The sequence below is a fragment of the Spirillospora sp. CA-128828 genome (genome assembly GCF_050945415.1).
Classification (GTDB): Bacteria; Actinomycetota; Actinomycetes; order Streptosporangiales; family Streptosporangiaceae; genus Spirillospora.
Window position 1 is genome coordinate 3540986 of record NZ_CP191986.1, and the last position, 23172, is coordinate 3564157.

At 72.4% G+C, this 23172-nt stretch carries 21 protein-coding genes; 12 read left to right on the forward strand and 9 right to left on the reverse strand.

Going from position 1 to position 23172, the window contains the following annotated elements:
* Nucleotides 1–128 precede the first annotated feature (128 nt).
* The 8 genes from gndA to ACQPXG_RS17520 all read left to right on the forward strand — a co-directional run bounded on the left by gndA (nucleotide 129) and on the right by ACQPXG_RS17520 (nucleotide 8476).
* Complete coding sequence (gene gndA, locus ACQPXG_RS17485; protein WP_433468753.1) at nucleotides 129–1553, forward strand: NADP-dependent phosphogluconate dehydrogenase; 1425 nt, start codon at nucleotides 129–131, stop codon at nucleotides 1551–1553.
* 69 nt (nucleotides 1554–1622) lie between these two features.
* A complete protein-coding gene (locus tag ACQPXG_RS17490) occupies nucleotides 1623–2213 on the forward strand; it encodes an HD domain-containing protein (RefSeq protein ID WP_433468754.1) in 591 nt (196 codons plus the stop codon).
* A 59-nt stretch (nucleotides 2214–2272) separates the two neighbouring features.
* Complete coding sequence (locus ACQPXG_RS17495; protein ID WP_433468755.1) at nucleotides 2273–2506, forward strand: hypothetical protein; 234 nt, start codon at nucleotides 2273–2275, stop codon at nucleotides 2504–2506.
* Nucleotides 2507–2653: 147 nt separating this feature from the next.
* Nucleotides 2654–5161 carry a DEAD/DEAH box helicase gene (locus ACQPXG_RS17500; RefSeq protein ID WP_433468756.1) on the forward strand — a complete coding sequence of 836 codons (2508 nt, stop codon included), beginning with the start codon at nucleotides 2654–2656 and terminating at the stop codon, nucleotides 5159–5161.
* Between the two features lie 10 nt (nucleotides 5162–5171).
* Nucleotides 5172–5972: a carbon-nitrogen hydrolase family protein gene (locus ACQPXG_RS17505; protein WP_433468757.1), complete on the forward strand. Its 801-nt coding sequence runs from the start codon at nucleotides 5172–5174 to the stop codon at nucleotides 5970–5972.
* A 97-nt stretch (nucleotides 5973–6069) separates the two neighbouring features.
* A complete protein-coding gene (locus tag ACQPXG_RS17510; protein ID WP_433468758.1) occupies nucleotides 6070–6912 on the forward strand; it encodes an LLM class flavin-dependent oxidoreductase in 843 nt (280 codons plus the stop codon).
* 79 nt (nucleotides 6913–6991) lie between these two features.
* Nucleotides 6992–7495, forward strand: coding sequence for a hypothetical protein (locus ACQPXG_RS17515; protein WP_433468759.1), 504 nt, complete (start codon nucleotides 6992–6994; stop codon nucleotides 7493–7495).
* Between the two features lie 39 nt (nucleotides 7496–7534).
* Nucleotides 7535–8476, forward strand: coding sequence for a hypothetical protein (locus ACQPXG_RS17520; protein WP_433468760.1), 942 nt, complete (start codon nucleotides 7535–7537; stop codon nucleotides 8474–8476).
* Nucleotides 8477–8481: 5 nt separating this feature from the next.
* Here the strand turns inward: ACQPXG_RS17520 and ACQPXG_RS17525 are convergent, their stop codons facing one another.
* Genes ACQPXG_RS17525 through ACQPXG_RS17545 form a run of 5 tightly spaced genes read right to left on the reverse strand, consistent with a single transcriptional unit; the run spans nucleotide 8482 to nucleotide 13079 of the window.
* Nucleotides 8482–9861, reverse strand: a complete 1380-nt coding sequence (locus ACQPXG_RS17525) for an FAD-binding oxidoreductase (protein WP_433468761.1) — start codon at nucleotides 9859–9861, stop codon at nucleotides 8482–8484.
* 21 nt (nucleotides 9862–9882) lie between these two features.
* Nucleotides 9883–10440: a Clp protease N-terminal domain-containing protein gene (locus ACQPXG_RS17530; protein WP_433468762.1), complete on the reverse strand. Its 558-nt coding sequence runs from the start codon at nucleotides 10438–10440 to the stop codon at nucleotides 9883–9885.
* Nucleotides 10441–10444: 4 nt separating this feature from the next.
* Complete coding sequence (locus ACQPXG_RS17535) at nucleotides 10445–10678, reverse strand: helix-turn-helix domain-containing protein (RefSeq protein WP_067794089.1); 234 nt, start codon at nucleotides 10676–10678, stop codon at nucleotides 10445–10447.
* A 59-nt stretch (nucleotides 10679–10737) separates the two neighbouring features.
* On the reverse strand, nucleotides 10738–11757 hold the full coding sequence (locus ACQPXG_RS17540) for a CNNM domain-containing protein (protein ID WP_433468763.1): 1020 nt from the start codon (nucleotides 11755–11757) through the stop codon (nucleotides 10738–10740).
* On the reverse strand, nucleotides 11754–13079 hold the full coding sequence (locus ACQPXG_RS17545; RefSeq protein ID WP_433468764.1) for a hemolysin family protein: 1326 nt from the start codon (nucleotides 13077–13079) through the stop codon (nucleotides 11754–11756). The genes ACQPXG_RS17540 and ACQPXG_RS17545 overlap by 4 nt, the downstream gene beginning before the upstream one ends.
* Before the next feature lie 170 nt (nucleotides 13080–13249).
* On the opposite strand from ACQPXG_RS17545, the gene ACQPXG_RS17550 reads away from it, so the two are divergent.
* Nucleotides 13250–14209, forward strand: a complete 960-nt coding sequence (locus ACQPXG_RS17550) for an MBL fold metallo-hydrolase (RefSeq protein WP_433468765.1) — start codon at nucleotides 13250–13252, stop codon at nucleotides 14207–14209.
* Nucleotides 14210–14343: 134 nt separating this feature from the next.
* On the forward strand, nucleotides 14344–15378 hold the full coding sequence (locus tag ACQPXG_RS17555) for a hypothetical protein (RefSeq protein WP_433468766.1): 1035 nt from the start codon (nucleotides 14344–14346) through the stop codon (nucleotides 15376–15378).
* Here the strand turns inward: ACQPXG_RS17555 and ACQPXG_RS17560 are convergent.
* The 4 genes from ACQPXG_RS17560 to ACQPXG_RS17575 form a co-directional block, all read right to left on the reverse strand.
* A complete protein-coding gene (locus tag ACQPXG_RS17560) occupies nucleotides 15356–17233 on the reverse strand; it encodes a CASTOR/POLLUX-related putative ion channel (protein ID WP_433468767.1) in 1878 nt (625 codons plus the stop codon). The two genes, ACQPXG_RS17555 and ACQPXG_RS17560, sit on opposite strands and share 23 nt — an antisense overlap.
* A gap of 182 nt (nucleotides 17234–17415) precedes the next feature.
* Entirely contained in the window at nucleotides 17416–17745 is a 330-nt protein-coding gene (locus ACQPXG_RS17565; protein ID WP_433468768.1) for a histone-like nucleoid-structuring protein Lsr2, read from the reverse strand.
* Between the two features lie 17 nt (nucleotides 17746–17762).
* On the reverse strand, nucleotides 17763–18119 hold the full coding sequence (locus ACQPXG_RS17570; protein WP_433468769.1) for a histone-like nucleoid-structuring protein Lsr2: 357 nt from the start codon (nucleotides 18117–18119) through the stop codon (nucleotides 17763–17765).
* Between the two features lie 141 nt (nucleotides 18120–18260).
* On the reverse strand, nucleotides 18261–19529 hold the full coding sequence (locus tag ACQPXG_RS17575; RefSeq protein ID WP_433468770.1) for a helix-turn-helix domain-containing protein: 1269 nt from the start codon (nucleotides 19527–19529) through the stop codon (nucleotides 18261–18263).
* 257 nt (nucleotides 19530–19786) lie between these two features.
* Between ACQPXG_RS17575 and ACQPXG_RS17580 the strand changes: the two genes are divergently transcribed.
* Both ACQPXG_RS17580 and ACQPXG_RS17585 read left to right on the forward strand, forming a co-directional pair.
* On the forward strand, nucleotides 19787–21886 hold the full coding sequence (locus tag ACQPXG_RS17580; RefSeq protein ID WP_433468771.1) for a catalase: 2100 nt from the start codon (nucleotides 19787–19789) through the stop codon (nucleotides 21884–21886).
* Between the two features lie 466 nt (nucleotides 21887–22352).
* Nucleotides 22353–23168 carry an AfsA-related hotdog domain-containing protein gene (locus ACQPXG_RS17585; RefSeq protein WP_433468772.1) on the forward strand — a complete coding sequence of 272 codons (816 nt, stop codon included), beginning with the start codon at nucleotides 22353–22355 and terminating at the stop codon, nucleotides 23166–23168.
* Nucleotides 23169–23172 lie beyond the last annotated feature (4 nt).

Sequence of the window (23172 nt, forward strand, 5' to 3'; positions counted from 1 at the left end):
CCATTGAAAAAGGATCCTGAATCGCCTCCCGTTCCCGCAGCCGAACGCGGGGAACGGTGCTCGAACGAGGGCATCATGATCCGCGTACAACCCCTTGGTCAGGGTCGCACACGAGGAGGAGTGAGCCAATGGAGAAGGCGCGAATCGGCGTCACGGGGCTGGCGGTGATGGGCCGGAACCTGGCCCGCAACCTGGCCCGGCACGGGCATCCCGTGGCCGTGCACAACCGCACCCCGACCCGGACGAAGTCGCTCGTGGAGGGCTTCGGCGACGAGGGGACCTTCCTTCCGGCCGAGACGCCGGAGCAGTTCGTGGCGTCCCTGGAGCGGCCCCGCCGGCTGGTCGTCATGGTCAAGGCAGGGGGCCCGACCGACGCCGTCATCGACGAGTTCGCCCCGCTGCTGGAGCCCGGCGACATGATCGTGGACGGCGGCAACGCCAACTTCGCCGACACCCGCCGCCGCGAGGCCGCGCTCCGCGACCGCGGCATCCATTTCGTCGGCACCGGCATCTCCGGCGGGGAGGAGGGCGCGCTGCACGGACCCAGCATCATGCCGGGCGGCTCCGCCGAGTCCTACGCGGCCCTCGGCCCGCTGCTGGAGGACATCTCCGCCAAGGTCGACGGGACGCCCTGCTGCGTCCACGTGGGCCCCGACGGCGCCGGCCACTTCGTGAAGATGGTGCACAACGGCATCGAGTACGCCGACATGCAGCTGATCGCGGAGTCCTACGACCTGCTGCGGCACGCCGCTGGCCTCGCCCCCGCCGAGATCGCCGAGGTCTTCCGCACCTGGAACACCGGCCGGCTGGAGTCCTACCTCATCGAGATCACCGCCGAGGTCCTCGCGCACACCGACGCGTCCACCGGCAAGCCGTTCGTGGACGTCGTCCTCGACCAGGCCGAGCAGAAGGGCACCGGCCGCTGGACCGTCCAGACCGCCCTCGACCTGGGCGTCCCCGTCGGCGGCATCGCCGAGGCCGTCTTCGCCCGCTCCGTCTCCGGCCACGCCGACCTGCGTGAAGCGGCACAAAACCTGCCCGGACCGTCCCGCAGCAGCATCGCCGACTCGGGCTTCGCCGACGCCGTCGAGAAGGCCCTCTACGCGTCCAAGATCGTCGCCTACGCGCAGGGCTTCCACGAGATCCAGGCGGGCAGCGCCGAGTACGGCTGGAACATCGACCTCGGTGCGATGGCGACCATCTGGCGCGGCGGCTGCATCATCCGCGCCCGCTTCCTGGACCGCATCCGCGCCGCCTACGCGGCGGACCCGGGCACGCCGACGCTGCTGACCGACGACCACTTCGCCGAGGCCGTCGGCGACGCCCAGGACGCCTGGCGCGACGTGGTCGCCACCGCCGCACGCCTCGGCATCCCCGCACCCGGCTTCTCCACCGCCCTGGCCTACTACGACTCGCTGCGGGCCGACCGCCTGCCGGCCGCGCTCACCCAGGGCCAGCGGGACTTCTTCGGCGCCCACACCTATCGCCGCGTGGACCGCGAAGGCAGCTTCCACACCCTCTGGGGCGCCGACCGCACTGAGACGACCGCCTGAGGCTCGCGACCCCTGCCGGACGGCCCGCACCAGAGGATCGGCGCGGCCGCCCGGCATAGGGTCGTGCGGGTGAGGATTCCTGCGGACGACGAGATCCGGGCCTTGCACGAGCGGCACGCACCCAGCCGGAAGGCGTTCGACCTCGTCTGGACGCACTGCGTGATCGTCTGCGAGATCGCCGAGCGGCTCATCGACGGGCTCGACCTGGACAAGGATCTCGTGCGCGCCGGCTGCCTGCTCCACGACATCGGCGTCTACCGCCTGTACGGCCCGTCCGGCGAGATCGACCACGGGGAGTACGTGCGCCACGGGGTACTGGGCCACGACCTTCTCCGGGACGAGGGCTTCGCCGAGGAACTCTGCCGGTTCTGCTCCCACCACACCGGCGTGGGGCTCACACGGGAGGACGTCGAGCGGCATGGCCTCCCGATGCCCGTCGCCGACTACCTCGCCGAGACCGGCGAGGAGCGGCTCGTCATGTATGCGGACAAGTTCCACAGCAAGACCGACCCGCCCACGTTCGTCTCCGCCGCGGCGTACGCGCGTCGCGTGCGGCGGTTCGGCGCGGACAAGGCCGCCGCGTTCGAGGCGATGCGCGGCGTCTACGGCGAGCCCGACCTGAACCCCCTCGCACTGGAGCACGGGCACACCCTGGCCTAGGGGGTGAGGTGTCGCTCTCCAGCGAACACAGGACCAGAAGGAGAGATAGCATGCCCGTCATGGCGCCCAAGCCCCTCGAACAGGTCACCCTCGCTGACCTGGCCACCAAGGACGACCTCAAGAATCTCGCCACCAAGGAGGAGTTGAAGTACGAGATCGGCTCGCTCCGGCAAGAGTTGGGGTCGGCCGTCAACCTGATCATGGGTGAGCTCGGCAAGATGTCCGCGCGTCAGGAGGAGATGGCCGGGACGCTGGCGCGGCTGGTCGCCAAGTCCGAGGGTGTGACGCCGTAGGCGTTGACGACACGCTGATGCCCCGGGACCCCCGTCCCGGGGCATCGCCATGTTCCGGACCTTTGCGCGGTCCGGGTACCGACCGGGCGGGGGGAGCGGGTCGGTGCACCGGCGCGGGCAGTGGGGGATCGGGGGCAGGATGGAGGGGTGAGCCTTATCGATGAGCTTCCCTCTGGAAACGACGCCGACGCCGATTCTCTGTTCGAGGCGTTCGAGCGGTGGGTGTCGGGGCGCGGGATCACGTTGTATCCCGCCCAGGAGGAGGCGCTCATCGAGGTGGTGTCGGGCGCCAACGTGATCCTCTCGACGCCGACCGGGTCGGGCAAGAGCCTGGTGGCGGCGGGGGCGCTGTTCGCGGGGCTCGGCAAGGACCAGGTGGGGTTCTACACGGCGCCGATCAAGGCGCTGGTGTCGGAGAAGTTCTTCGACCTGTGCGAGATGTTCGGGCGCGAGAACGTCGGGATGATGACCGGCGACGCCAGCGTGAACGCGGACGCGCCGATCATCTGCTGCACCGCCGAGGTGCTGGCCAACATCGCGCTGCGGGACGGCGCCGAGGCCGACATCGGCGTGGTGGTCATGGACGAGTTCCACTTCTACGCCGAGCCCGAGCGGGGGTGGGCGTGGCAGATTCCGCTGCTGGAGCTCCCGCAGGCCCAGTTCCTGCTGATGTCGGCCACCCTGGGCGACGTCTCGTTCTTCCAGAAGGATCTGGCGCGGCGGACGGGGCGGCCGACGGCGCTGGTGACCTCGGCGGAGCGGCCGGTCCCGCTGATCTACGACTACCGGGTGACGCCGCTGCACGAGACGATCGAGGAGCTGCTCGCCGAGCAGAAGGCACCGGTCTACCTGGTGCACTTCACGCAGGCGGCGGCGATCGAGCGGGCGCAGGCGCTGATGAGCATCAACGTGTGCACCAAGGCGGAGAAGGCGCGGATCGCCGAGCTGATCGGCAACTTCCGGTTCACCACGAAGTTCGGGCGGAACCTGTCGCGGTTCGTCCGGCACGGGATCGGCGTGCACCATGCCGGGATGCTGCCCAAGTACCGGCGGCTGGTGGAGCGGCTCGCGCAGGCCGGGCTGCTGAAGGTCATCTGCGGGACGGACACGCTGGGCGTGGGCGTCAACGTGCCGATCCGGACGGTCGTGTTCACCGCGCTCAGCAAGTACGACGGGCACCGGGTGCGGCGGCTGCGGGCCCGGGAGTTCCACCAGATCGCCGGCCGGGCGGGCCGGGCCGGGTTCGACACGGTCGGGTTCGTCGTGGCGCAGGCGCCCGAGCATGTCGTGGAGAACGAGAAGGCCCTCGCCAAGGCCGGGGACGATCCGAAGAAGCGGCGGAAGGTCCAGCGCAAGAAGCCGCCCGAGGGCTTCGTCGGCTGGGACGAGGACGTCTTCAAGAAGCTGCAGGAGGCCGAGCCGGAGATGCTCCGGTCCCGGTTCCAGGTGAGCCACGCGATGCTGCTGTCGGTGATCGCGCGTCCGGGCAACGCGTTCCAGGCGATGAAGCGGCTGCTGACCGACAACCACGAGGAGCCGGCGGCGCGGCGGCGGCACATCTCCCGGGCGATCGCGATCTACCGGTCGCTGCTCGCGGGCGGGATCGTGGAGGCGCTGCCCGAGCCCGACGACGTCGGGCGTTACGCGCGCATCACCGTCGACCTGCAGGAGGACTTCGCGCTCAACCAGGCGCTGTCGACGTTCGCGCTCGCGGCGTTCGAGGTGCTCGACCCGGCGTCGCCGTCGTACGCGCTGGACGTCCTGTCGGTGATCGAGGCGACGCTGGACGACCCGCGGCAGATCCTCGCCGCGCAGGTCAACAAGGCGCGGGGCGAGGCCGTCCAGGAGATGAAGGCCGAGGGGATCGAGTACGAGGAGCGGATGGAGCTGCTCCAGGACGTCGACCACCCGAAGCCGCTGGAGGACGAGCTCGACGCCGCGTACGAGATCTACCGGGCCGGGCACCCCTGGGTCGGCGACCACCCGCTGCGGCCGAAGTCGGTCGTACGGGACATGTACGAGCGCGCGATGACGTTCACCGAGTACATCGGGTACTACGAGCTCGCGCGGGCCGAAGGGCTGGTCCTGCGGTACCTGTCGGGGGCCTACAAGGCGCTGCAGCAGACCGTGCCGGAGTCGATCAAGACCGATGACCTGATCGACCTGATCGAGTGGCTGGGCGAGCTGGTCCGGCAGGTCGACTCCAGCCTGCTGGACGAGTGGGAGCAGCTCGCGAATCCCGCCGACGACGACCTGGACGAGCCGATCGAGGAGCGGGTCACGAAGGTGACCGCGAACGCGCGGGCGTTCCGGGTGCTGGTGCGCAACGCGATGTTCCGCCGGGTGGAGCTGGCGGCGCTGGAGCGCTACGACGAGCTGGGCGCGCTGGATCCCGACTTCGGCGCCGACGCGTGGGCCGACGCCATGGACGGGTACTTCGAGGAGCACGAGGAGCTGCTCACCGGGGCGGACGCGCGGGGGCCGAAGCTGCTGCAGATCGAAGAGGTCCCCGAGGACGCGCTCTGGCGGGTCCGGCAGGTGTTCGACGACCCCGCGGGGCACCACGACTGGGGCATCGGCGCCGAGGTCGATCTCGCCGGCTCCGATCAGGAGGGCGCGGCCGTCGTCCGGGTGACGGGCGTCGACCGGATGTAGGGAGGTACGGATGGTTCAGGTCGCGATTGCGCAGTTCGCACCGGGGGCGGGCAAGGACGAGAACCTGGCGGCGATCGGCAAGCTCACCGGCGAGGCCGCGGGACGCGGCGCGAAGGTGGTGGTCTTTCCCGAGTTCGCCATGTTCACCGTGCCGAAGATGGACCGGCGGTTCGTCGACTCGGCCGAGCCGCTGGACGGCCCGTTCGTGACCGGTCTCGGCGACCTGGCCCGGCGGCACGGTGTCCATGTCGTCGCCGGGATGAACGAGCGGCTGGGCGATTCCGACCGCATCTCCAACACCCTCGTGGCCGTCGCTCCCGGCGGGGACGTCGTCGCCGAGTACCGCAAGATCCACCTGTACGACGCGTTCGGCTACGAGGAGTCGGCGCTGGTGCGGCCCGGGGAGATCGGCGAGCCCGAGACGTTCGCCGTCGACGGCGTCACGTTCGGCCTGCAGACCTGCTACGACGTCCGGTTCCCCGAGGTGACGCGGCGGATCGTGGACGCGGGTGCCGATGTCCTGGCGCTGCCCGCCGAGTGGGTGCCGGGTCCGCTGAAGGAGGACCACTGGCGGACGCTGGTCCGGGCCCGCGCGATCGAGAACACGATCTACGTGGCGGCGGCCGACCAGTGCGCTCCGGCGGGCGCGGGCAACAGCATGATCGTCGACCCGATGGGCGTGGTCGCGGCCGCGCTGGGAGAGGGGGTCGGCGTCGTGTCCGCCGAGGTCTCGGCCGAGCGAATCGCGGCCGTCCGGGAGAAGAACCCGGCCCTCGCGCTGCGCCGTTTCACGATCGCCACGGCCGGCTAGGACCGGCTTGGGAGTCCGGCCAGGGTGCTGGGGCTTGACAATTGAGTGAGTGCTCACTCAAATAGAAGGGTCCGACGGCACGACGGGAGGCAGGGCGATGGGTGATCGGCGGTTCAGGTTCGCGGTGATGACGGCGTGGGCGCGGGACGGCGCAGGCTGGGCCGCGCAGGCGCGGCGCGCGGAGGAACTGGGGTACGCGACACTGCTGACCCCCGACACCTCCGGCACCGCGATGCCGGCGGCGTCGCTCGCCGCCGCCGCGGGTGCCACCACGACGCTGCGGGTCGGCACGTTCGTGCTCTCCGCGGCGACCCGGCCGCCGAACATGATCGCCTGGGAGGCGGCCTCGATGGCCTTCGCGACGGGCGACCGGTTCGAGCTCGGGATCGGCGCGGGCAGGCCCGGCGGAGAGGACGACGCGGCGCTCTTCGGCGTCGCCTACGGTTCGGGCGCCGAGCGGCTGGCCCGCGTCGAGCAGGTCCTCGACGCGGTCGCGCGCCCGCCGGAGGGCCTGTTCGCGGGGACCGGCCGTCCGCCGCGGGTACTCGTCGCGGCGTCCCGGCCCCGGATGCTGGAGCTGGCCGCGCGGCGCGCCGACACGGTCGCGTTCGGCGTCCCGCCGATGACCGACGACGCGAAGCTCGCCGAGTACGTGCGGATCGTCCGGACGGCGGCGGGGCAGCGGTTCGACGATCTGGAGCTGTGCACGCAGGTCCACGTCGTCGGCGACGAGGTGCCGGAGTGGCTGAGCCGCCAGATGGAGGTGGACGCCGCGGCCATGGCGAAGTCCGGCGCGATCGCGAAGTTGTCCGGGACGCCCCGCGAGATGGCCGACACCCTGGCCCGGCGTCGGGACGAACTCGGCGTGTCGTACGTGTCGGTCTCCTCCGCGTTCGTCGAGGAGTTCGCGCCTGTGGTGGAGCTGCTCGCGGGCCGGTGACCCCGCCCGGTGTATCGAGGTGGCAACGGTCGCGCCGATTCTCCGTGTCCAAGCGGGTGCTCAGCGTGACGATCGGAGGGTGCGTCTCTCCTCCAGCCTCCCGCCCGCCGGGTTCACCCGCGCGGAACCCCGTCCGCCCGGCCCACGCCTGCGTCGCCCGGCGCTCATCGCCACCACGATCGTCCTGGGCACGGGACTGCTCCTGGCCGCCGGTTTCACGACGACGCGGACGGCGCCGCCCCGCACGGTGACGCCGGACGCGGCCACACCCGTCCCGTCCGCCGAGCGCTCCAGCCCTTCGCCCACGCCCGCGTCGGGGCGGAAGGCGGCCGAATCTCGCCGCACGCCGTCCGCGCGCCGCTCAAGCCCGCCGAGACGGCCTCCCCGCCGGGAGCGCGCCGTCCCGCAGCGCACGCGGCACCGTCCCGTACGGCACCCTCGTCCGCCTGCGACGCACAAGGCGCGCCCGAGCCGCCCCAAGGCGCCGTCCTGGATCGGCCCCGAGTGCCGGCGGCGCTTCCCGGACGATCCCCGCCGCCGCGCGGCCTGTGTCGCCGCTCTCACACAAGCCTTCGGGGGCTGACCAGGAACCTACTGCCCTCGTCGGAAGTCGTACATCACCATGAACCCCAACAGCCACGACATCATCGGCATGGCCCTCATAGACGCGTTCGCTCAGCGCGGCTACCAGGCGGAGCTGCCCGACCCCGACACCGTCGCCGTGACGCTCAAGGACGGCGCCCGTGTGCAGGCGGGCATCGCGGAATGGCGGGCGCACGCCGGGCGGAACCCGCGGTCCGCGCTGCCGGGCATCGCGGCCCAGTACGCCGACCAGGCGGTGCAGGCGTTCGAGCGGCAGCCGGCCCCGGCCCCGGCGCCGGCGGGCGGGCGCCTCGACACCGCGAGTCTGCGCGTCCGGCTCTACCCCGAGAACGCCCTCGACGAACGGATGCGCGCCGCGCTCGTGACCCGGCCGCTCGCGCCCGGTCTGCTCCAGACCGTGGTCGTCGACCACCCGGACTCGATCGTCCCGCTCAACCGGGTGGACCTCGGCGGGCTCGCCGAGAACGAGGCGTTCGGCCACGCGCTGACGCAGTCGATCGAGCGCGAGCCCCACTACGTCCAGGCCACCGACGTGCAGGGCATCAAGATCGCCAACATCGGTGAGCAGCACCGCTACATCGGTGCGCACGTCCAGGTGCTGCGGCGCTACTTCCCCGGCCAGCTGCCGTTCGGCGCGCTGGTCGCGTTCCCGCTCCCGGAGTACGTCATGGTCCACGAGATCGGGACGGAGCAGCACCTGGTCATCGCCCTGAAGACCGTCCAGGAGGTCGCGGCCAGGCTCGCCGGCACCGGGGAGCGGCCGATCAGCCCGCAGGTGTACTGGTGGCGGCCGGGCGGCTACGAGGCGATGGCCGAGCGCGACGCCCTCTACGGCGGGCGCGTCCCCGACCTGCGGCCGGTGGGCGTCCAGGTCGAGCAGGGCGAGGAGGGCCTCAAGGTCGGCCTCGTCGGCGACGACACCGCCCTGCTGGTCCAGGGCTGGGAGGCGGCGCGCGGCTGAGGCGGTCAGGGCGTCCCGAAGACCTTGCCCGGGTTGAAGACGCCGGCCGGGTCCAGCGCGTTCTTGACCGCGTGGTGCATGGCGATCACGGCCGGGTCCAGTTCGTCGTGCAGGCCGCGCCGCTTGAGCAGCCCGACGCCGTGCTCGCCGGTGACGGTGCCGCCGAGGGCGATGGCGTCGGCGACGATGCGGTCGAAGGCGCGCTGGGCCCGGACGCGAGCGTCGTCGTCGCCGGCCGGCGCGATGATGAGCGGGTGCAGGTTGCCGTCGCCCGCGTGCGCGATATTGGCGATATGGGTGTTGTTGTCCGCCGCGGCGGCCTCGATGCGGGTCAGCATCTCCGGGACGAGCCCGCGGGGCACGCACACGTCCTCGGTCAGCACCGGCCCGAGCCGTTCGAGCGCCGGGTAGGCGAGCCGGCGCGCGGAGAACAGCGCCTCCGCTTCGGCCTCGTCGGACGACCGGGCGCTCCACGTCGCGCCCGCCTCCTTGAACAGCCGCACCATCGCGTCGGCCTCCGCCTCCCCGGACTCGCCGGGCAGGTCGGTGCGGCCGAGGAGCAGGACGTTCGCGTCCGCCGACAGCCCCATGTTCCGCCACGCGTCGACGGCCTCCAGGCAGTGCCGGTCGATCAGTTCGAGCGCGCTCGGGACGATCCCGGCCGCGGTGACCCTGGCGACCGCCTCGCCCGCCGCCTGGAGGGTGTCGAAATAGCCGACGATCGTGCGCTCCGGTGAGCGCGCCGAGCGCAGCCGCACCGTGATCTCGGTGATCACGCCGAGCGTGCCCTCGGACCCGACCATGAGCCCGCACAGGTCGTATCCCGCGACCCCCTTGGCCGTCCGGCGGCCGAGCCGCACCACCTCGCCCCGCCCGACGACGGCCTCCAGCGCGAGGACGTAGTCGCGGGTCACGCCGTACTTGACGCAGCACAGGCCGCCCGCGTTGGTGGCGACGTTCCCGCCGATCGTCGACCAGGGCGCGCTCGCCGGGTCCGGCGGGTACCACAGGCCCCGCTCGGCGCAGGCCAGCCGGAGGGCGTCGTTCACCACTCCCGGCTGGACGACCGCGAGCCGCTCGGCGGCGTCGATCTCGACGATGTCCCGCATCGCCTCCAGAGACAGCAGGACGCACCCGTCCAGTGCGTTCGCGCCGCCCGACAGGCCGGTGCCCGCGCCGCGCGGGACGATCGGGACGCCCCGCTCCGCGCACACGGTGACGACGGCCCGCACGTCCTCGGTCGACCCGGCCCGGACGAGCGCGGCGGGCGTCCCGAAGGGCGCCCACTCCGCCTCGTCGTGCGCGTAGGCGGCGATCACGTCCGGGTCGGTGACGACCCGGTCGGCGGGGACGAGGCGGCGCAGCGAATCCAGCAGTCCGGGCATGCCCCCACGAAATCACATCGTTCAGGCGGCCTCGGAGGTGAGCAGCCGGTCGATGCGCGCACGCAGCAATCCGACGTCCACACCCGCCTCCGTCGCGAGCCGCACCGACAGGAAGTCGTCGTCGTGCAGGATGCCGAGCAGGATGTGCCCACTGTGGATGCGCTTCTGCTTGAGCCGGATCGCGTGCCGCAGGCTCAGCTCCAGGGCCTTCTTCGCCTTCGGCGTGAACGGGATGTGCCCGCGGCTGTACCGTCCGAGCTTCCCGGCGGGGACGTCGAGGGCGCCCTCCCCGAAGCTCTGCTCGGTGGCCTCGCGTACGGCGTCGAGGTCGATCCCGATGCTCCTCAGGGCGTCGGAATCGAGGACGTCGCCGCCGGTCCGGTTGACGCGGGCGATCCGGGTCCGCAGGTCGGCCGCGTCGAGCCCGTGCTCGCGCAGTGCGCGGCCCGTGGCGTCGTCGCCGGTCACCAGGGACAGCAGCACGTGCTCGGTGCCGATGTGGTGGTCGCGCAGCGTCCGCGCCTCCGCCTGGGCGCCGACGACGGCCTGGCGGGCCTCCTCGGTGAAACGCTCGAACATCCCTCTACTGCTCCTTCTTGAGAAGGCGGCGCCCACCGCCGTGCTTCTTGTGGACGGCCTGCCGGCTCACACCAAGGCAGACCGCGATCTCCTGCCAGGACCAGCCCTGGTCGCGCGCGCTGGCGACCTGCAGCGCCTCCAGCCGCTCGGCCAGCTCGCGCAGCGCGCGCACGGCCCGCAGCCCCACCGCGGGATCCCGGCTGCTCGCCTCCTGGGCGAGCGTCACTCCATCGCTCATAGGTGTCAATGTAGGTTGACATTCCGGCTATGTCAACCAACGTTGACGGCCTTGAGGGGTCAGCGGACGGTCAGCAGGGTGGTGAGCAGGTCGTCCAGGCTGACCAGGCCGGCGACGCGGCCGTCGGGGGCGACGGCGAGGCCGAGGTGGCTGTGGTTCGCCCTCAGGGTGGCCACGGCCTCGCCGACCGGGGTGCCGATCGGCATCGCCGGGACCGGGTGCGCCAGTTCCACGGCCGGGGTCGCGCGGCCCCGCGCACGGGCCACGTAGGCGTCGCGGACGTGCACCATGCGGGCCTGGTCCGGCCGCCCCGAGCCGCGCAGCATGATGCGGATGTGGCCGGTGCGGGCGGCGGCGTCGATGACCTCCTGCGGTGACGCCGCGGCCGGCACCGACACGATGCCGGAGACCGGGACCACGAGGCCGGCCAGCGGGGCGCGCGGCACGTCCAGCGCGGCGGTGAGCAGCGTCAGCTCGCGCTGCCCGATCAGCCCGAGCCGCCGCGACTCCTCCGCGATGCTGCGCAGCTGCTCGGGGGTGCGCGACACCGCCCGCGAGCCGTCCGGGCGGACGCCCGCCACGCGCAGCAGCAGGTTCGTCGCCCCGTTGAGCACCGCCAGCACCGGCCGGACGACGGTCGCGAACGCGCGGAACGGCGGGCCCAGCACGGTCGCCGAGCGTTCCGGATCGACGATCGCCCAGGATTTCGGCGCCATCTCGCCGACGACCATGTGCAGGAACGTGACGAGCGCCAGTGCCAGCACGAACGCGACCGCGTGCGCCGCCCCCTCCGGCAGCCCCGCGGTGTGGAACAGCGGCGTGAGGGTGTCCGCGAACACCGGCTCGGACACCAGGCCGAGGCCGAGCGAGCACATCGTGATGCCGAGCTGTGCGCCCGCCAGGGTGAGCGACAGCTCGTCGATCCCGGCGACCGCCGCGCCCGCGGCCCGTCCGCCCCGCGCGGCGGCCCGCTCCAGGCGGGGGCGCCGCGCCGCCACCAGCGCGAACTCGGTGGCGACGAAGAACCCGTTGCCCGCCAGCAGCGCCAGCGTGACGGGGGCGCCCAACGCGAGGTTCACCCGTCCTCCTCCACGGTGCGGATGCGGATCAGCCTGGGCACGTGCCGGTGGATCGTCAGGACCTCGACCACGGCCGTCCGGCGCGGCTCGTCCAGCCGGGCAGGCGGCAGCTCCACCCGGACGACGTCGCCCGGCCGGGCGACCCGGCCGAGCCGCTTCATCACCAGCCCCGCGACGGTCTCGTAGTCGCCCTCCGGCAGCGCGATGCCCGTCTCGTGGGCGACCTCGTCCATCCGCAGGCCCGCGTCAGTCGTCCACCACTCGCCGCTGCGGACCGCCAGCTCCTCGCCCGGCTCGTTCTCGTCGGCGATCTCCCCGACCAGCTCCTCGGCGACGTCCTCCCAGGTGACGATCCCGGCGAAGCCGCCGTACTCGTCCACCACGCAGGCCATCGGCTCGGCGGCGCCCTGCAGCCGGAGCACCACGTCCGGGAGCGGCAGCGACGACGGCAGCAGCAGCGGCGCCCTGGCGATCTCGCGGACCTCGGTGCGCGCCATCGCGTCCGCGTCGAGCGTGATCAGCTGCTCCAGCCCGACGACCCCGACCACGTCGTCCACACCCTCGCCGAGAACCGGATAGCGGGTGTGCCCGCTCGCCGCGATGACGTCGCTGACCTCGGCCGCGCGCGCGGAGGCGGGCATGGTCACCACCTCGACGCGGGGGACCATGACCTCCTCGGCGTCCCGCTCGGAGAAGGCCAGGGCCCGCTCCAGCAGGTCGGCGTGGCCCGCCTGGAGCTGCTCCCCGGACTCGCCGATCATGTGACCGAGCTCCTCCAGCGTCGCGCCGTGCCGCAGCTCCTCCACCGGCTCGATGCCGAACGCGCGGACGAGCCGGTTCGCGGACGCGTCGAACAGCCTGATCAGCGGCCCCGCGAACGTCAGGTAGACGAGAGTGGACGAGGCCAGGGCGCGGGCGAGCGCCTCCGCCCGCGCCAGCGCCAGATTCTTGGGGAACAGCTCTCCCAGCACCATCTGGATCACGGTGGCGAGGGCGAACCCGAGCGCCACCGCCACCCCGCCCGACGCCGCGTGCGGCACCCCGGCCGCGCGCAGCGCCGGGTCGATCAGGTCGGCCAGCGCGGGCTTGGCGATGAACCCGACCACCAGCGCGGTGACCGTGATGCCGAGTTGCGCGCCCGACAGCATGAACGACAGCCGGTGCATCACCCGCACCGCCCGCGCCGCCGCCCGGTCGCCCTCCGCGGCCCGCTGGTCGAGGGCCGGGCGGTCCGCGGTGACGAACGCGAACTCCTGGGCGACGAAGTAGCCGGTCGCGGCGGTCAGCACGAGGACGGCCAGCAGTCCGAGCGCGGCGTTCACCCGGGGCTCCTCCTTCCGCGCGGCACGGTCGAGATCCCTTCTACCCCGCGCGGGCCGTCCTCCCCCAGGGGTGCGGGACGGTTATCGACCGCTCCGCGTGGAATGAACCCCTTGCACGTGCAGCACCGCCACGAACCGGGGCCGCGGCCACGAGTGCGAGAGGGGCGCCCATGCCCAGACCGTTCGCGTCGTCCGCAGATCTGGGCGACAAGACGCAGACGCTTGAGGTCCTGGCCGACGGGGTCTACACGCTCACGGCCGAGGGGGACCCGAACGTCGGCGCGATCGAGGGCGAGGACTTCCTCGTCTGCTTCGAGGCCCGCGCGACGCCCGCCGCGGCCCGCGACTGGCTCGCCGTGCTGCGCGAGCACACCGACAAGCCCATCCGGTACCTCGTCCTGTCGCACTACCACGCCGTCCGGACGCTGGGCGCGAGCGCGTTCGGCGCACCGGTGATCGTCGCGCACGACCTCACCCGCGCGCTGATCGCCGAGCGCGGCGAGCAGGACTGGGAGTCGGAGTACGGCCGGATGCCCCGGCTGTTCAAGGACCCGGACGGCATCCCCGGGCTGACCTGGCCGACGCTGACGTTCTCCAGCACGCTCACCATCGCCCTGGGCGGCGACCGCGGCGACCTCGACCTGGCCTACTGCGGGCGCGGCCACACCGAGGGCGATCTCGTGGCGTGGCTGCCCCGGCACCGGATCCTGTTCGCCGGCGACCTCGTCGAGACGCAGGCGGCGCTCTACACCGGCGACGCGTTCCACAGCGAGTGGGCGTCCGGCACGCTCGACCACGTCAACTCGTTCGGCGCCGAGACGCTCGTCGGGGGGCGCGGCGCCGTCGCGCACGGCAGGGACGCCGCCCGCGCCGCCGTCGCGCAGACCCGCGACTTCCTGGAGACGATGATCGCCGAGACCCGGCGGGTCCGGAAGGAGGACGGCACGCTCAAGGACGCGTTCGCCGCCGTGCACGCCGCGCTCGCGCCCGAGTACGGGCGCTGGCCGATCTTCGAGCACTGCCTGCCGTTCGACGTCTCCCGGCTCTGGGACGAGCTGGACGGCGTCGAACGTCCCCGGATCTGGACGGCCGAACGGGACCGGGAGGTCTGGGCCGAGCTGCAGGGCTAGCCGGTGCCGTGGGCTCGCGCCGCCGACGCGTGCAATGTCCGGATTCCGTGACAAGCTGGAATGAACCGGGTGCCTGGTGGAAGGCTCGGATCCACCAGCGGGCACAGGGTTCCCAGACGCGGTGGGGAGTGGCGATGAACGAGCAGGACCGTCCCCGTCCGGTGTTCGATCCCGCCATCGGCGGCGAGGACCGCGCGCTGCTGGCCGCGGCGCCCGGGCGGCTCGCCCCGGCGAGCATGCCGGCGCCGCCGCCCCCGCGGCTGCGCGCCGCCACGGTCGTGGCGCGGCTGGTGTGGATCCCCGCGTTCGCCATCTTCTACGGCGTCCTGCCCGGCGGATGGCTGCGGGTGTTCTTCATCGCCTCCCTGGACGACGACGAACTGGTCGGCGGCGCGGTGCGGTGGGGGCGGCTCCCCGTCCTCGCGATGATGCTGACCCCCGCCCTGCAGGTCCTCCTGCTGCTGCTCGGCCAGGTCGAGGCCGCCGTCGTGCTCGCCGCCGCGAGCTTCGCCGGCTGGGTCCTCGGCGCGCTGCGGCACGTCCGGGAGCCGGCCGCGGCCCGGCTCGCGCGCGAACACCACGGCTCCTACCTGCTGCCGGCCGACTTCGACCGGCCCGCCGCCCGGCTCCTCGTCCGCGCCCAGCGCGCCGTCGACGCCGTCCTCGGGTCGCAGTCGCACGGCGCCGGGCTGCTGGACGACATCAACAACGCGGTCGTCCTGCCGCTGCAGGAATGGGCGATCGCGGGCGCCCTCGCCGAGCACACGCGGCTGCGCCGGGAACGCCTCGCCCAGCAGCCGGAACGGCTCTCGCCGCGCGTCCGGGCCCTGCTCGACCCGCAGGACCGCGCGCTGGAGCTCTCGGTCCGCTCGGTCACCGGGCGCATCGAGGCGCTGGAGGCGTACGCGCGCCGGGCGGGCGAGGCCGACGACGCCTACCACGAGTCGCGGGTCCTGCAGGCGCTGCCCGAGCAGAACGCCCGCTACCGGGACCTGCTGGCGAGCACCGTCGGGGACGAGATGGCGGGCGCGGAGATCCGCGGGATGGCCGAGGACGCCCGGCGGGCCGAGCGGGCCCTGCGCGAGCGCGTCACGAGCGCCCTGCGCGCGGGACACGACCTCGCGCCGCCACCCGGTGAACCGGGGGTCAGCTCTCCGCCAGCACGATGACGCGGTCGGCCGCGGACAGCGTCAGCGACGCGGCCCTGTCCGGGTTGAGCACCACCCCGTAGCCCGGCGGCTCGTGGAAACGCTCGGTCAGCCGGTAGCCGAGCGCGACCTCGCCGCGCCGCCGCGCCGACTCGATGAGCGTGGCGAAGTCGGCCTCGGCGCCCGGCGCCAGGTAGTCGCAGGCGGGCTTGAGGTAGATCTCCGAGCCGGCCGGGTCGAGCAGGTCGGCGAACACCGCGTACAGGTGCCGGTTCTCGCTGAGCTGGGTCAGCATCAGGCTGATCAGCTTCTCGCTGACCACGAAGTCGTCGGCCTTGGTGACCTGCGCGATCTCCCGGTTGGCGTCGTCGTTGATCTCGCTGACGATGGCGAACGGGTCGCCGAGCGCGTCCTCCATGTCGCGCAGGTGCAGCAGCGTGACCAGGGTGCGGGCGTCGGCGTGCTCGCGGTCGTACCCGGACTCCGACAGCACGACGACATGCTGGAAGGAGCCGATGTCGAGGGACTCCAGGGACGGCCGCTCGGTCGGCTCCGCCCGGACGAAGCCGATCTTGAGGTTGGCCACCGGGGCCAGCGCCCCGGTGGGGTCCGCGCGCGGCGCGGCCACGACGAGCGCCGAGCCCGGGGCGAGGAACTCGTCCAGCAGCTCGATGATCTTCGGGGCGCGGTGGTTCCAGCCGAGCACCAGGGTGCGCTCGGGCACCGGCTCCCGCGCGGTGGCCGTGGTGATCGCCGCCTCCCGGACGGGCGCGGCCGGCCCGGTGGCGAGCCGGATCAGCAGGTCGTCCTCGGCGAGCACGATGATCTCGTCCTCGGCGCGGAGCACGGTGTCCATCGGCGGGTTCAGCAGGACGGTCCCGTCGGCGTGCCGGAGCCCGGCGGGGACGCCGAGGTCGTAGGCCGACAGCGACTCGCCGAACGTCAGGCCCGCCAGGGACGGCTCGGGCCGCATGTAGAACTCGTGCCCGGCGAAGTCCAGAAGGTCGGTGCATACCTGCGACAGGCCCGACTGGCGGTGCGACTGGACGATCAGCCGGATCGCGACGTCGTCGGCGTCGATGACGTGCGCGGCCGGGCCGCCGGCGAGCCGGGCCGCGGGCAGGTTCGCCGAGTCGTGCACGGCGGCCACCACGTGCGGCCTGCGCCGCCCCCAGGCGCGGGAGCCGAGCGAGAGCAGCACCTTGATGACGCGGGTGTCGGCGTCCTCGGCCTGCGGCGTGACCACCATGATGGCGCGCGCCGTGCCGGGGCTGACCAGTTCCACGTCGGCGACCTTGAGCGGGTCGCCGGTGCGGCAGACGATCCTGGTGCGGCCGAGGTCGCCGACCCGGGCGCGGATCGCGTCCTCCATCTCGACCTTGTCGCGGTCGGCGAGGATCGCGACGCACGACCGGCGCTCGCTCTGGTTGGCCTCCACCAGCTCCGCGACGACCGTGAAGACCTGCTCGGACCAGCCCAGCAGCACCGTGTGACCGTGCTCGACGATCCGCGACCGGCCCTTCCGCAGCTCGGTGATCTTGGCTTCGAGGCCGGTGGTGAGCACGCCGATCAGCGCGCTGACGATGAAGATCCCGCCGACGGTGGAGACCAGCATCAGCGCCAGGAAGGGGGCGCTGCCGGTGTCGCCGCCCATGGTCCCCGGATCCAGGGTGCGCAGCAGGCTGCGCCAGACCATGCCGGGCCAGTGCCCGTTGCCGGCGGTGTCGCGCGGCGCGATGACGACCGCGGCGGTCGCGACCACGAGCACCAGCGCTCCGGACGCGAGCCCCAGCCAGCCGATGAGCGCGGGCGTCCCTTTCGACATCGTCCGGTCGAACCAGTACCGCACACGGTCCCGTCGCGTCACCCGTGTCACGCGGCCGCCCCCTCCGCCGTCGCCCCGGCGTCAGCCTATTGTGTTGCCCCGCACCATTCCCGGCATTCTCTCCCACAATGCCGGACGATTTGCCCGTTGCGCACGGAAGAGGCCGGGGTGATGAGAATTCCACCCCGGCCCCTCGGCGTCGTGCCGGAACGCCGCCTGCCGTGCGGCTTCCGCTAGTGCGCGGCCTCGTACTGCTCGATCACATTGGCGGGGATACGACCCCGCTCATTGACCTTGATGCCCCGGTTCTTCGCCCACTCGCGAATCTCGGCGGAGCGCTCGCGGCTGCCCGCGGTGCGCGTCCCGCGGCCACCCCGGCCGGGGGCCTTGCGCGCCTTGCGGGCACCGGCGACGAACGGCTCAAGGCCGCTGCGCAGCTTGGCGGCGTTCTTCTTGCTCAGGTCGATCTCATAAGACGTGCCATCGATGGAAAAGCTGACGGTCTCGTCGGCCTCTCCTCCGTCGATGTCGTCCACGAGAAGGACTTCGACCTTCTGTGCCATGCGGGGACTCCCTCTAGCTATGCGTCCGGCTTGGCGTCCGGATGTGCCTCGATGAATGCAGCATAGACCTCATCCGATATCTTGCCACGTTCGGAGACTTCGATGTCCTGACGCAATGCCCACTCGCGGACATCGCCGTTCGTGTAGCCCTTGATCTTCGCGACGCGGGACTTGCGGCCCTTCCCGGCGGGCTTCACCTCGGCGGCGTTCTCGATGAAGGGCGCGAGGGCGTCCAGCATCTCGTTCAGCCGCTTGTAGTTGTCATCGCTCAGGTCGATCGTGAACGTCCGGCCCAAGACTTCGAAGTCTCGCTTTGCGACATCGGCTCCTTCGGAGCCGTCCATGTCGTCCACCCGAATGACCTTCTCGGCCATGTGTTCTGTGTCTTCCTTCCCCTCGCCTACGCGGCGCCCCCGACCGTAGCGGATTCCGGGGCCCGGCAGGACGCGGAGACGCGCGGGCGGCGTGAGAAAAAGCGCGCCGCGGCGCGGCGGCGGAACGGTAAGGCGGCGGCGTCAGCCGCCGTTGCGCTGGATCCAGGTGTGCAGAAGCAGCATCATCTCCAGCCGGATCTCCGGATCCTCGATGTCGAAGTCGAACATCTCGTGGAGTTGCGCCAGCCGGTACCGCACGGTCTGCGGGTGCACGCACAGGACCTCGGCGGCGCCCGTCGCGTTGAAGCCGTGTTTCATGCACTCCAGCAGCGTCACCGCGAGCCGCAGCCCCTGCCGCGGGCCGGCCTCGTCCAGCGGGGCGAGGCGCCGGGACGCCACGATCGAGGCGAGCGACGCCCCCTCGCGCAGCAGCAGCGAGGGCAGGTGCTCCTCGGCCCGGACGAGGAGCCCGCCGCGCCGCCGCGCTCCGGCCCGGCCGGGGGCGGGCCCGGCCGGCGCCGCGGGCGCCAGGTCGAGCGCGCGCCGCGCCCACAGCAGCGAGGTCCCGGCCTCCTGGACCGGAACGGCCGGGCCGATCGCGCCGGTCCAGCCGGCGAGCGTCGCGGCCAGCTCGTCGACGCGTCCGGGGCCGTCCGGGTCGGGCATGATCAGGCAGGGCCGGCCGTGGTCCAGGCCGGTCAGCAGGGACGGCGGCAGCCCGGCGGGGCCCTCCCCGCCGCTGCCCGGCCGCGGCCGCAGCACGATCACCGCCAGCCGGCGGGGCAGCGGCCAGCCGGCCCGGGCGGACTGCTCGCGGGCGACCTCGGGCGGCGCCGGCGGGTCCGACAGCAGCAGGGTCAGCAGCCGGCCGCGGCGCTGCTCGCGTTCGCCCGCGGCCTTCTCCCGGGCCCGGGCGTAGCCGTGCGCCGCCGCGGACGCCAGCGCGTCCAGGTAGGCGAAGTTCGCCTCGGCGAGCAGGCTGACGAGCGCGGGGGGACGGCCGAGCCGCTCGGCCTCGACCGCCAGGTGCCGCCAGGCGAGCCGCGACCCGACGCGCATCGCGTTCTGCAGGTGCTCCAGGCTGCGGCCCTCCATGGCCTCGCCGTACCCGACGTCGAAGAAGGCCTGGTACACCTCCTTCCACGAGGTGTCCGGGTCGGCGATCATCTGCACGAAGTGCTCCATCGCGTGCGCGACCGCGGCCTCGGCCACCCGCCAGTAGGCCGCGTCACCCGGCCGGTCGTACTCGGGGACGTGCCGGAGCACGCCCTCGACCATCACGCCGAGCAGGTCGGGAAGGCGGGGGCGCATCCACCGCGCCTCCTCCGCCGGGACGTCCCGCCACGGCTCGTCCGCCAGGCCGTCGAGGACCGGCGATCCAGGGTGCGTCTCGTCGTACGCCGTCGTCACGGTGACACCTCCCATCGCCGTGCCGGAGCGGGCCGGCGGTTCTCAACCTAGGCGCGCCGCGTGATCGGCGACACTCACCGGCCCGCACCGTCCGTGGAGGTGTTTGTCAGCCTTCTGACAATCGGGGCGGCCGGCCGGGCGGCGGTTGCGCCGGCCGAACTCAAGTTCCGGTCAAACATCGCATGACGCAGGAATGGCGGGGTAGCCGCACGAGACGCGCAATCACCGCCGAGCCTTCACCCGAGGGAGCTGGATCAATGGTTGACCCTGCCGGCCGCGACGACCGGAAGCAGGAGCAGCTGGACCGTCGGCGGGTGAGCCCGGAAGGGGCCGAGCTCACCACCGACCAGGGGGTCCGGGTCGACGACACCGACAACTCGCTCGCCGCGGGCGAGCGCGGGCCGTCCCTGATGGACGACTTCCATCTGCGCGAGAAGATCACTCATTTCGACCACGAACGGATTCCCGAGCGGGTCGTGCACGCGCGCGGCTCGGGCGCCTACGGTCAATTCACGCTGCACGAGTCGCTCGCCGAGTACACCACTGCCGAGTTCCTGTGCGACACCTCGCTGACGACCCCGGTGTTCGTGCGGTTCTCCACCGTCGCCGGGTCGCGGGGATCGGCCGACACCGTCCGGGACGTCCGGGGCTTCGCGACGAAGTTCTACACGCGGCAGGGAAACTTCGACCTCGTCGGCAACAACATGCCGGTCTTCTTCATCCAGGACGGCATCAAGTTCCCCGACTTCGTCCATGCGGTGAAGCCCGAGCCGCCGAACGAGATCCCGCAGGCGTCCTCCGCGCACGACACGCTCTGGGACTTCGTGCAGCTGCAGCCCGAGACCATGCACATGATGATGTGGCTGATGTCGGACCGGGCTCTGCCGCGCAGCTTCGCGATGATGCAGGGCTTCGGCGTCCACACGTTCCGGCTGGTGAACCGGGAGGGACGCTCGACGTTCGTGAAGTTCCACTGGAGGCCCAGGCTGGGCACCCATTCGCTCGCCTGGGACGAGACCCAGAAGATCGCCGGGAAGAACCCCGACTTCAACCGGGCCGACCTGTGGGAGCGGATCGAGGCCGGCGCGTTTCCCGAGTACGAGTTCGGGGTCCAGCTCGTCCCCGAAGAGGACGAGCACCGATTCGGGTTCGACCTGCTCGACCCGACCAAGATCATTCCGGAGGAGGAGGTGCCGGTGCGGCCGGTCGGCACGCTGGTGCTCGACCGCAACCCCGACAACTTCTTCGCCGAGACCGAGCAGGTCGCGTTCCATCTCGGCAACGTCGTGCCCGGCATCGACTTCAGCAACGACCCGCTCCTTCAGGCGCGGCTGTTCTCCTACCTGGACACGCAGCTGATCCGGCTCGGCGGGCCGAACTTCCCGCAGATCCCGGTGAACCGGCCGGTCGCGCCCGTGCACAACCACCATCGCGACGGCTACCACCAGACGGACGTCCACCAGGGCCAGGCGAGCTACCACAAGAACTCGCTGTCGGGCGGCTGCCCGGCGGTCGGCGGCGAGGGTTCCTTCACCCACTACCAGGAGCGTGTGGACGGCAGCAAGATCCGCAAGCGGAGCGAGAGCTTCGCCGACCACTACTCCCAGGCGACGCTGTTCTGGAACAGCATGTCCGACTGGGAGAAGGAGCACATCGTCGGCGCGTTCAGGTTCGAGCTCGGCAAGTGCGACCACAGGCACATCCGGGAGGGCGTCGTCGAGCACCTCAACCATGTCGACCACGACCTCGCCGTCCAGGTCGCCGAGGGGATCGGGGTGGAGCCGCCGAAGGCGCCGGTGACGGCCAACCACGGCCGCACGTCGCCCGCGCTCAGCCAGGCGAACGCGCCCGCCGACTCCGTCCAGGCGCGCAAGATCGCCGTGCTGGTGGCGGACGGCGTGGACTCCTCGGCCGTGGCCGCGGTCGGCGACGCGCTCACCGAGGCCGGTGCGGTGGTGGAGGTCCTCGCCGCGAAGGACGGCTTCGTCCAGGCGGCCAACGGCGGCCGGGTCGAGGTGACGCGGGCGATGCCGACCGTCGCGTCCGTGCTCTACGACGCCGTCCTCGTGCCGGGCGGCGAGCAGAGCGCGCGGATCCTCGCGCAGGACGGCGACGCCGTGCACTTCGTCGCCGAGGCGTTCGTGCACTGCAAGGCGATCGGCGCCCTCGACGCGGGTGTCGGCCTGCTGGAACGCGCCGGGATCAACGGCGTGGAGTTCTCCGGCGGGGACCGGGCGGTCAGCGACGGCGGGGTCGTCACCGGGCGGGGCCCGGGCGGCGACTTCTCCGTGAAGCTGATCGAGGCGATCGCCGCGCACCGGCACTGGACCCGCAAGAAGGCGCACGTGCCGGCCTGACGCCCCGGCCCCGGGCGCATTGGCCGCATTCTGCCAATTAATTGTGGGCAACATCACAGCGCCGTGCGGTATCCGGGCCGATTGAACAATAATTTGAAAATATACCTTGTACGATTCGGCCGCGGAATTTTCCCGGTGATCACGGTGAAACGCGCGGCGATCGGTCTCCAGGGTGCCGGGTGACGTGCGCGGTCGGTCCGGCGCTCCGCTCCGGCATGCCCTGCAAGCGGACGCTGACATGCGGTTTCCGGGATGTGACGGCCTTGCACGGAGCGTGTCCGGGCCGCACCGGGTTGCCGGACCGGGCAGCCCGGCGCCGCCCGGACTGCCCGGGAGTGCAGTTCAGCCGGGCGCAATTCTGTAGCAAGATGACGGCCGTCCGGTCGGCTTATCCGCCCTTCCCGAGAAGGGCGTCCGCCGTTTTCGGCGGGTGCCGGGGAGCTTGGGTCAATTGAAAGGAGGGCGCATGACCGCGTCCGTCATCGATCGTTTCCGCGAGCTGGTCGTCGACGAGTCCGATCCCTTCTACTTCGACCATCCGCTCGACCATGTGCCGGGGATGCTGCTGTTCAGCGGCCTGCTGGAGCTGGCCGTCCGGGCGGACGCGCTGCGGGCGCGCGGGCGGCGGCCGGGCCGGGTCGTCGCCGGCCTGGACTTCACCCGGTTCTGCGAGCTGGACCGCGGCACGACCCTGTCGTGCCGTCCGGTCCCGGGCCGGAACCGGGCCTGGACGGTCGCCGCCCGCCAGGGCGCCGAGGAGGTGTGCGGGGGCTCCGTCGCGTTCGCCGGCGAGGCCCCGGAGCCGAGCGCGGCCGCCGCTCCGCTCACACCCTCCGCAAGAGCGGGCCGGGCGCCCGCGGAACTCGTCCACCGGCGCCGTCCGGAGAACATCCTGGTCGGCGAGCCGGTCCGGCGGAGCCTGGGGGTGGTGGAGTGCGCGGTCCTGCGGCCGCCCGCGGGGGAGGGGCCGCCGCCGGAGTTCCGCGGGCCCGTCGAGATCGTCGAGGCGGGCCGGCAGTTCGCCACGATGCTGGAGCACGAGGAGCACGGCAGGCCCATCGACGCGACGCTGCTGTGGGTGGCGCTGCGCCTGGACATCCCGTACCGCGTCGGCCGCGATGTGCCGCTGCTGCTGCGCTGGCCCGTCACGCGCGTCCCCGGGCGCCGTTCGCGGTGCGCGGCGACGCTGGCGGACGCCTCGACCGGCGCCGATCTCGGGTCGCTCGCCTACGAGGCGTACGCAGTGGATCCCGAGCAGTATGAGCGCACCCGGTCGCGGTGATCAC